The organism is Micromonospora sp. ATCC 39149 (assembly GCF_000158815.1).
GTDB lineage: Bacteria > Actinomycetota > Actinomycetes > Mycobacteriales > Micromonosporaceae > Micromonospora.
In genome coordinates, this window is the sequence record NZ_GG657738.1 from 645,518 (window position 1) to 653,169 (window position 7,652).

Sequence of the window (7,652 nt, forward strand, 5' to 3'; positions counted from 1 at the left end):
GCGCACATGATGGACGCGGTGGAGCAACTGGTCCCGGGCTCCCCGGGTGGTCCAGGTGCACGACGCCAAGTTCAACAAGTGGCTGATCGCCGAGCCGGCGACGGACGTCGAGATCGTGGTGAAGGCCGCCGGGCCGAACCTCTACTCGGTCGCCTTCGCCGGGTACGCCCGGGCCACGATCGAGGTCGGGCCCGCGTACCCGGCTCCGCCGGAGGTCTGGACCCACGACCCGGCCACCGAGCGCCCGCCCACCCTCGGCGCCGCCGAGATGTACGCGGAGCGGCTGATGTTCCACGGCCCGCAGTTCCAGGGCGTGACCGAGGTGCACGCGCTCGGCGACATGCACGTACGGGGCATCGTCACCGCCCCGGTGCCGCCCGGCGCCCTGCTGGACAACGCGCTCCAGCTCATCGGCAACTGGCTGATCACCACCCAGCCGTTCCGGACGGTGGCGCTGCCGGTGGGGCTGAACCGGGTCCGGTTCTTCGGGCCGCCCCCGCCGGCCGGCCGCGCGTTCGTCTGCGTCGCCCGGGTGCGGTCCATCGACGACGGGAAGCTCGTCGCCGACACCCAGCTCAGCTACCAGGGGCGGGTGTGGGCGCAGATCGAGGGGGCCGTCGACCGTCGGTTCGACAGCCACCCGCAGGCCCGGGTCGCGGAGCGCTTCCCCGAGCGGTACCCGATGTCGCACTTCCAGCCGGAGGGCTGGACGATGGCCTTCGACTGCTGGACCGACCTGGTCACCCGGGGCATGGCGGCCCGGGGCATCCTCGGCGGCGCGGCCTACGCCGAGTACGAGCGGCACCCGGCCAAGACCCGCAAGCAGTGGATGCTCGGCCGGATCGCGGCCAAGGACGCGGTGCGGTCCCGGCTGTGGGAGCAGGGCCACACCGACATCTACCCGATCGAGCTGACCGTCGGCAACGACCCCGACGGGCGGCCGTGGGTGCGCGGTCGGCCCGGTCGCGGCCTCGACGACTGTGACGTCTCACTCGCGCACTGCGCCGAGATCGGGGTGGCGATCGCCCGGTTGCGTCCCGCCGGTTCGCCGGCCGCCACGCCGGGCGTCGGCATCGACGTCGCCGAGATCACCGACCACCCGGACAGCACGTTCGGCTTCGCCCTCACCGACGGCGAGGCGGCGCTGCTGGCGTCGCTGGCCGGCGGGGACGCCGCCGCGCGGCGGCTGTGGTTCACTCGGTTCTGGGCCGCGAAGGAGGCCGTCGGCAAGGCGGAGGGCACGGGGCTTGACGGCAAGCCGCGCCGGTTCCAGGTGCGCGAGGCCACCGACTCCGTGCTGACCGTCGAGGTCGCCGGGCGCGCGTACCGGGTGGGTCACCGGGAGGTCGACAACCCCGAGGACCTGCCGCCCCGGCGGTACGTCGTCGCCTGGACCTGGGGTCCGGAGCCGGACCCCGCCACCCCGCCCGGGGTGTCCCGACCGTGAACGACCGACCGGGCCGACCGACCGGCCGGCCCACCCCGACAGCAGGTCACCCCACCGGATCAGTAGAAGGAGCAACTACCATGGCCGCGGCCCAGGACAGCATCCTCGCCGACCTCACCGAGATGATCAACGCCGTACTGGGCGACTTCGCGACCGACCAGGTCATCACCATGGACACCACGTTCCGCGACGACCTGGGCATGGAGAGCATCGACGTCGTCTCGCTCGCCGGCCGGCTCCAGGCCCGCTACGGCGACACCGTGAACTTCGCCCACTTCGTCGCCAAGCTGGACCTGGAGACGGTGGGCGAGCTGCGGGTCGGCCAGCTCGTCGAGCACATCGCCAACTCGCTGGAGGGCGACGGGGTCCCGGCGGGCAGCCGGTGACGATGGTGCGGGCGAACGGGATCGAGCTGCACGTACAGCGGCTCGATCCCGCCGGTCCGGCGCCGGTGGGCCGGACCGGTCCGACGCCGACGGCGGTGCTCATCCACGGCATGGCCTCGGACACCATGGCGAGCTGGTACTTCACCATGGCCGAGCCGCTGAGCCGGGCCGGCTTCCCGACCGTCCTGTACGACCTGCGCGGCCACGGCCGCAGCGACCGCCCGGCCACCGGTTACGCCCTCGACGACTTCGTCGACGACCTGGCGGCGCTCCTGGTCGAGCTGGACGTCACGGGCCCGCTGCTGCTGCTCGGCAACTCGTTCGGCGGGACCATCGCCTTCGGCTACGCCGCGCGCCACCCGGACCGGGTGGCCGGCATCGTGGCCGTGGAGTCGTCCCCGCCGACGCCGGAGTGGATGAGCCGGGTGCGGATGCGGCTGGAGCGGGTCGCCGCCCGGCTGCCCCGCGAGGGGGCGCTGGCCGAGATCGGCGCGGCCCGGGGCCGTATCGCCGCCCGCCGGGCCGCCGACACCGGCCGGATGCTCGCCGACACCACGCTGGCGGCGGAGCTGCCGGCCAGCCGGCTGCCGGCGCGCGACGCGATCGCCGCGATCGCCTGCCCGGTGCTGTGCCTGTACGGCGGCGACTCGGCGGTGGGCGAGTTGGCCCCGGCCGTACGCGGGCTGCTGCCGCAGACCCGGGTCGTCGTCCTGCCCGACCAGAAGCACTCTGTCCTGATCGACCGGCCCGACTCGGTCCGCCGGCACGTCCTCGCCTGGCTGGGCGAGGAGTGCGGGATCGAAGTGGCCCCACCCGTCACCACATGACAGCGCGACATCCAGGAGGTCTTCGATGGACAACCCGATCACGGGTCGGTCGATCATCATCAGCAACGGACGTTGCGGCTCGACGCTGCTGTCCGACCTGATCCACGAGCAGCCCGACACGCTCTCGGCCCAGGAGTTCTTCATGTCGGTGACGCCGTGGGCACGCAGCTCCGAGGTGATCACCGGCGCCGAGTACTGGGCGGTGCTGGCCAGCCCCAAACCGGAGCTGGCCACCCTGTTCCGAATCGGGCTGCCGCCCAAGGAGGTCCGTTACCCGGCCACCGGTCGGTGGGCCGGCCGGATGACGGAGCTGCCCCGGATCCTGGCCATCACCCTGTCGAAGCTCACCGACGACCCGGACGCGCTGTTCGACCAGCTCGCCGCGCGGGTCCCGGGCTTCGGCACCCAGTCGGTGGCCCGGCACCACAGCGACTTCCTGGACCTGCTGGCCACCCTCACCGGCAAGACGCGCTGGGTGGAGCGCTCCGGCGGCTCCAGCCACCTGGCGCCGCACCTGCTGAAAGGCTTTCCGGACTGCAAGATCGTGTACCTGACCCGGAACCGGGAGGACACGGCCAAGTCGATGAGCCGGCACTCGTCCTTCCAGCTCATCCAGCTCCGGGTGGAGTTCCTGGGCCGCTGCGGCCTGGACCCGTTCCGGGTCACCGACAGCCAGGAGGTGCCGGAGGACCTCCAGCCGTTCCTGCCGCACCGGCTGACCGCCGACGCGCTGCGCGAGCGCGGCGAGGACATGCGCCGCTACCTCGGGCTGTGCGCGTTCATGACCAGCCAGGCCGACCAGGCGCTGGCCGACGTGCCGCCGGAGCACCTGCTGCGGATGCGCTACGAGGACCTGGTCGCCGACCCGGTCGGTGAGCTGACGCAGCTCGGCGAGTACCTGGAGTTCCCCGACGCCGCTCAGTGGGCCGAGCAGGTCGCCGGGCGGGTCGTCGCCCCGGCCCGCAAGCCCGAGCCCGCCGCCGCCTGAACCGCCGCACCCCCGTCTCCCGCGCGCCGCGGCCCGGACCGCCGGGCCACGGCCGCGGGTGTCCCACCCTTTTTGCTGGAAAGAGAGGCAGTTGGTGAATCCACTCCGGATCTCCGCCCGGCGGCTGTTAGCCGCCGTTGCCGTGCTCGGGCTCGGGCCCGCGCTGGCCGTTCCTTCGGCGGCGCTCGCCGCGCCGCTCGGCGCCACCGGGGCGGCCGGCGGCCAGCCGACCACGCAGGTGCTTGCCAAGGCCCAGTCCGACGAGTGCTTTGCCGGGATCGGGCAGCCGTACCCGGCGGGCCCGACATGCGCCGCCGGACAGGCCAAGGTCAAACCAAGGCGTATCTGTTGGGGGATTGACCCGCGCCGGCAGGACGCTGTTCTTCGGCACCGGAGCGAACGTCAACTGCTTGACCAGCGGTCGAACGCTGGAGAACACCGAGCCCACGCAGAACGCCGACTGGGTCTGCGAGTACGGCGAGAGCCAGATCGCCCAGCACAACCCGGAGTTGCCGGTCAAGCTGGGCGACCACCGCACTCCGCGGCTGTACACCTACGACATGAGTTCGAACCAGCTCACCGAGAAGACCGAGCTGGTGAAGGCCGCCTCGCCCGACGACACCAGCCGGCTCCAGGGCACGGTCGGCATCCGGGCCGCCGGCAACTACGGCGGCGTCGCGCTGCTGGGCGGTCCGGCGATGGGCGAGAGCATCAACCTCTTCGCCTTCGACACCGACACGGGGGCCTACCTGGGCTCGCGCAACTTCCCCGCGTACGGCAACATCCGGCACTTCACGGTGGCCGAGGGCGCGCTGTACGCCGGGGTGGGCGTCGGCAACAACGGCGGCAACCGTGGCCACGTGCTGCGCTGGACGGGCAGCAAGACCGACCCGTTCAGCTTCGTCGAGGTGGCGGTCCTACCGGCGCAGGCGGCCGACCTGACCGTCCACGACGGACGGATCTTCGTCACCACCTGGCCGGGGTCGACCGAGGAACTCGGGGCGGACGCCGCGGCGCCGGCACCGGCGGCGTCGGCCCTCGCCTCGGTGTGGATGAGCCCGAAGCTCAGGGCCGGCGAGCCGGGCCTCACCCCGGACGACACGAACGCCTGGCAGCAGGTGTGGAACGTGACCAGCTACGAGCCGGACGAGGTGACCGCCTACACCTACGGCCTTGGCGGCCTGGCCTCCTACGGCGGCTACCTGTACTGGGGCACCATGCACGTGCCGATGAAGGCCACCACCCTGCATCTGTCCCTCTACCCGCCGGCGGACGAGGCCGGGAAGACCGCGACGGCCCAGAACACCCAGCGGGCGATCAGCATCTACCGGGGCAAGGGCTTCGGCTCCTCGAACCAGAAGGTGGAGATGCTCTACGGCGCGACCGAACTGCCCGCCTTCGACCCGGAGGCCAACGGCGGGGTCGGGGCGTGGACCAAGAAGTCGACCAACTACACCCCGAAGTTCGGCGACGCCGGCTTCGGCAACCCGTACAACAACTACACCTGGAAGATGACCGTGGCCGGCGGGAAGCTCTACATCGGCACCATGGACTGGAGCTACCTCGCCAAGGAGCTCGGCCAGCAGACCGCCGCCCAGCTCGGCCTGTCGCCGCAGATGGGCGACGTGCTGGCCAAGGCTCCGGCCGTGGCGGCGGCGCCGGCCGGCGCGCGGGCCACCGCCGAGATCCCCGAGGCGGTGTACGGCGGTGACCTCTACTCGTTCTCGTCGACCCGGAAGGCGGCGACTACGATCAGCGACACCGGGGTGGGCAACTACCTGAACTACGGGGTGCGCAACATGGTCACCGACGGCTCGACCATCTACCTGGGCACGGCGAACCCGATGAACCTGCGTACCGACCCGAACGACGACGTTCCCGAGGGCGGCTGGGAGCTGATCCGGCTCAGGGACGGCCGCTGACCCACGCCGGCGGTCGGCAGCCTTGCCGAACCCTGGCCCGTTCCTGACATTCCTCGAACATTCACGGGCGAAAGTGTTCATATGACGACTTTTTCCGTTTTTCGCCCTGTCACCGGGGCGCCCGGCGGTCGGTCCCGCCGGGCGTCGCCCTCCCCCGCCGCCGTCCGACTCGCCGGAGCGCTCGCGCTCCTCGTCGGGCTGACCCTGCTCGCCGGCTGCTCTCGGGGCGGCGGCGGGGCCGGCGACCGCGGGCCGACAGCCGGCCAGGCACCCGACGGGCAGGCAGCCAACGTGCCTGTCGGCAGCTCCGAGCGCACCCTGACCGTTGAGGGGCGTGACCGCACCTACCGGCTGTACCGGCCCGCCTCGGCGAAGCTGACCGACCCGGTCCCGCTCGTGGTCATGCTGCACGGGGCGGCCGGCACCGGCGAGCAGGCCGAGGAGGCGTACGGGTGGACTGAGGAGGCTGACCGCAACGGCTTCGTGGTCGTCTTCCCAGACGGGATCAACCGGGCCTGGGCGGTCGGACGCGAGTGCTGCGGTGCACCCGCCCGCGAGGGTGTCGACGACGTCAAGTTCATCACGGAGCTGGTTCGCACCGTCGGCGAGAGCCTCCCGGTCGACCCCGCCCGCACCTACGTCTCCGGGATCTCCAACGGCGGCCTGCTGGCGTTCAAGCTGGTCTGCGACACCACGATCTTCGCCGCCGTCGGCGCGGTGGCGACCACGCTCACCGGGCAGTGCACCGACCCGAAGCCGGTGTCCGTGCTGCACATCCAGGGCAAACTCGACAAGACCATGCCCTACGGCGGTGGCCCGGGCAAGCGCGACAACGGTGGCACCGGCCGCAACCCGGTGAAGATCGACGGGCCGCCCGCCCCAGAGCTGGCCGCCCGGTGGCGCGCCGTCGGCGACTGCGGCGAGCCGAAGACCACCACCGCCGGCCCGGTCGTCCGGACCGCCGCGAACTGCCCCGGCGGGCGCAGCGTCGAGCTGATCACCATCACCGACGCCGGCCACCAGTGGCCCGGCGGCAAGCCCAACCCACCCCGCGCGCAGAGGCTGCTCAACCTCGACCCGCCCTCCACTGCGCTGAACGCCACCCAGACCATCTGGCAGTTCTTCAGCGCCCACCCCAAGCCCGCCGGCGGCTGACCGCCGGCCGCGCCGTGCGCTGCCGGGCATCCCTGCCCCGGCGGCGCACGGCGGCACCCCCGCACCCCCAGACAGGAGAGAAGATGCCCAGCAGAGACGGGCCGGCCGTGGTCGAGGTCGCCGACCTCGTCAAGCGCTACCCCCGCAGCGACGCCAACGCCGTGGACGGGCTGTCGTTCACCGTCGCGCCGGGCGAGATCTTCGGACTGTTCGGGCCCAACGGCGCCGGCAAGTCCACCACCGTCGGCATCCTCACCACCCGGCTGCGGGCCACCGGCGGCCGGGCCCTGGTCGGTGGCGTCGACGTCGGCCGGGATCCGGCGGCGGCCCGCGCCCAACTGGCGGTGGTGCCCCAGCACAACAACCTGGACCGCGCCCTCACCCCCCGGCAGAACCTGGTCTACCACGCGACATACCACGGGCTGCCCCGGCGGGAGGCCGAGACCCGGGCCGAGGAGCTGCTGGAACGATTCGGCCTCACCGAGCGGGCCGACCGACGGATCGAGGCGTACTCCGGCGGGATGGCCCAGCGGCTGATGATCGCCCGGGCGCTCACCCACGACCCCACCGTGCTCTTCCTCGACGAGCCGACCAACGCCCTCGACCCGCAGACCCGGCTGCTGATCTGGAGCCAGATCCGCCAGCTACGCGAGCGCGGCGTCGCGATCGTGCTCACCACCCACGCCATGAACGAGGCGGCCCGGGTGGTCGACCGGGTCGGCATCGTCGACCACGGCCGGCTGCTCACCCTCGACACCCCGGAGAACCTGGTCCGGGGCCTGGCCGGCGACGCGATCCTCGACCTCACGGTCACCCCGGCCCCCGCCGACGACCCGGAGGCCCTGTGCGCCGCGCTGGGCGAGTTGGACGGCGTACACAAGGCGGAGCGGCTGGCATCGCCCGCCGCGCCGGCCGGTTGGCGACCCG

The 7,652-nt window shown here is 72.6% G+C and carries 8 protein-coding genes; 7 read left to right on the top strand and 1 reads right to left on the bottom strand.

All coding sequences use genetic code 11. The features are described from left to right. Window positions 1–55 precede the first annotated feature (55 nt). The 4 genes from MCAG_RS02655 (at window position 56) to MCAG_RS02670 (ending at window position 3,648) form a co-directional block, all read left to right on the top strand. Window positions 56–1,447, top strand: a complete 1,392-nt coding sequence (locus MCAG_RS02655) for a polyketide synthase dehydratase domain-containing protein (RefSeq protein ID WP_198141474.1) — start codon at window positions 56–58, stop codon at window positions 1,445–1,447. Window positions 1,448–1,527: 80 nt separating this feature from the next. Further along, entirely contained in the window at window positions 1,528–1,833 is a 306-nt protein-coding gene (locus MCAG_RS02660) for an acyl carrier protein (RefSeq protein ID WP_036372042.1), read from the top strand. 2 nt (window positions 1,834–1,835) lie between these two features. Beyond that, entirely contained in the window at window positions 1,836–2,660 is an 825-nt protein-coding gene (locus MCAG_RS02665; RefSeq protein ID WP_036372044.1) for an alpha/beta fold hydrolase, read from the top strand. 25 nt (window positions 2,661–2,685) lie between these two features. Further along, a complete protein-coding gene (locus MCAG_RS02670; protein WP_007071447.1) occupies window positions 2,686–3,648 on the top strand; it encodes a sulfotransferase domain-containing protein in 963 nt (320 codons plus the stop codon). A 127-nt stretch (window positions 3,649–3,775) separates the two neighbouring features. Here MCAG_RS02670 and MCAG_RS34335 read toward each other — a convergent pair whose 3' ends face one another. Continuing rightward, the gene (locus MCAG_RS34335; protein ID WP_232290050.1) at window positions 3,776–4,039 is read right to left on the bottom strand and encodes a hypothetical protein; all 264 of its coding nucleotides are present in this window, start codon (window positions 4,037–4,039) and stop codon (window positions 3,776–3,778) included. Window positions 4,040–4,058: 19 nt separating this feature from the next. On the opposite strand from MCAG_RS34335, the gene MCAG_RS02675 reads away from it, so the two are divergent. The 3 genes from MCAG_RS02675 to MCAG_RS02685 form a co-directional block, all read left to right on the top strand. Beyond that, window positions 4,059–5,570: a hypothetical protein gene (locus MCAG_RS02675; RefSeq protein ID WP_232290051.1), complete on the top strand. Its 1,512-nt coding sequence runs from the start codon at window positions 4,059–4,061 to the stop codon at window positions 5,568–5,570. Between the two features lie 291 nt (window positions 5,571–5,861). Next, window positions 5,862–6,725, top strand: a complete 864-nt coding sequence (locus tag MCAG_RS02680; protein ID WP_198141475.1) for a PHB depolymerase family esterase — start codon at window positions 5,862–5,864, stop codon at window positions 6,723–6,725. A gap of 83 nt (window positions 6,726–6,808) precedes the next feature. Further along, on the top strand, window positions 6,809–7,652 hold an 844-nt coding region (locus MCAG_RS02685; RefSeq protein ID WP_083802167.1), incomplete at its 3' end, for an ABC transporter ATP-binding protein.

What these genes read in the sequence shown, in the direction of transcription:
- MCAG_RS02670 (WP_007071447.1), top strand. Translation starts at nt 2,686, where the DNA reads ATGGACAACCCGATCACGGGTCGGTCGATCATCATCAGCAACGGACGT.
- MCAG_RS02665 (WP_036372044.1), top strand. Translation starts at nt 1,836, where the DNA reads ATGGTGCGGGCGAACGGGATCGAGCTGCACGTACAGCGGCTCGATCCC.
- MCAG_RS02660 (WP_036372042.1), top strand. Translation starts at nt 1,528, where the DNA reads ATGGCCGCGGCCCAGGACAGCATCCTCGCCGACCTCACCGAGATGATC.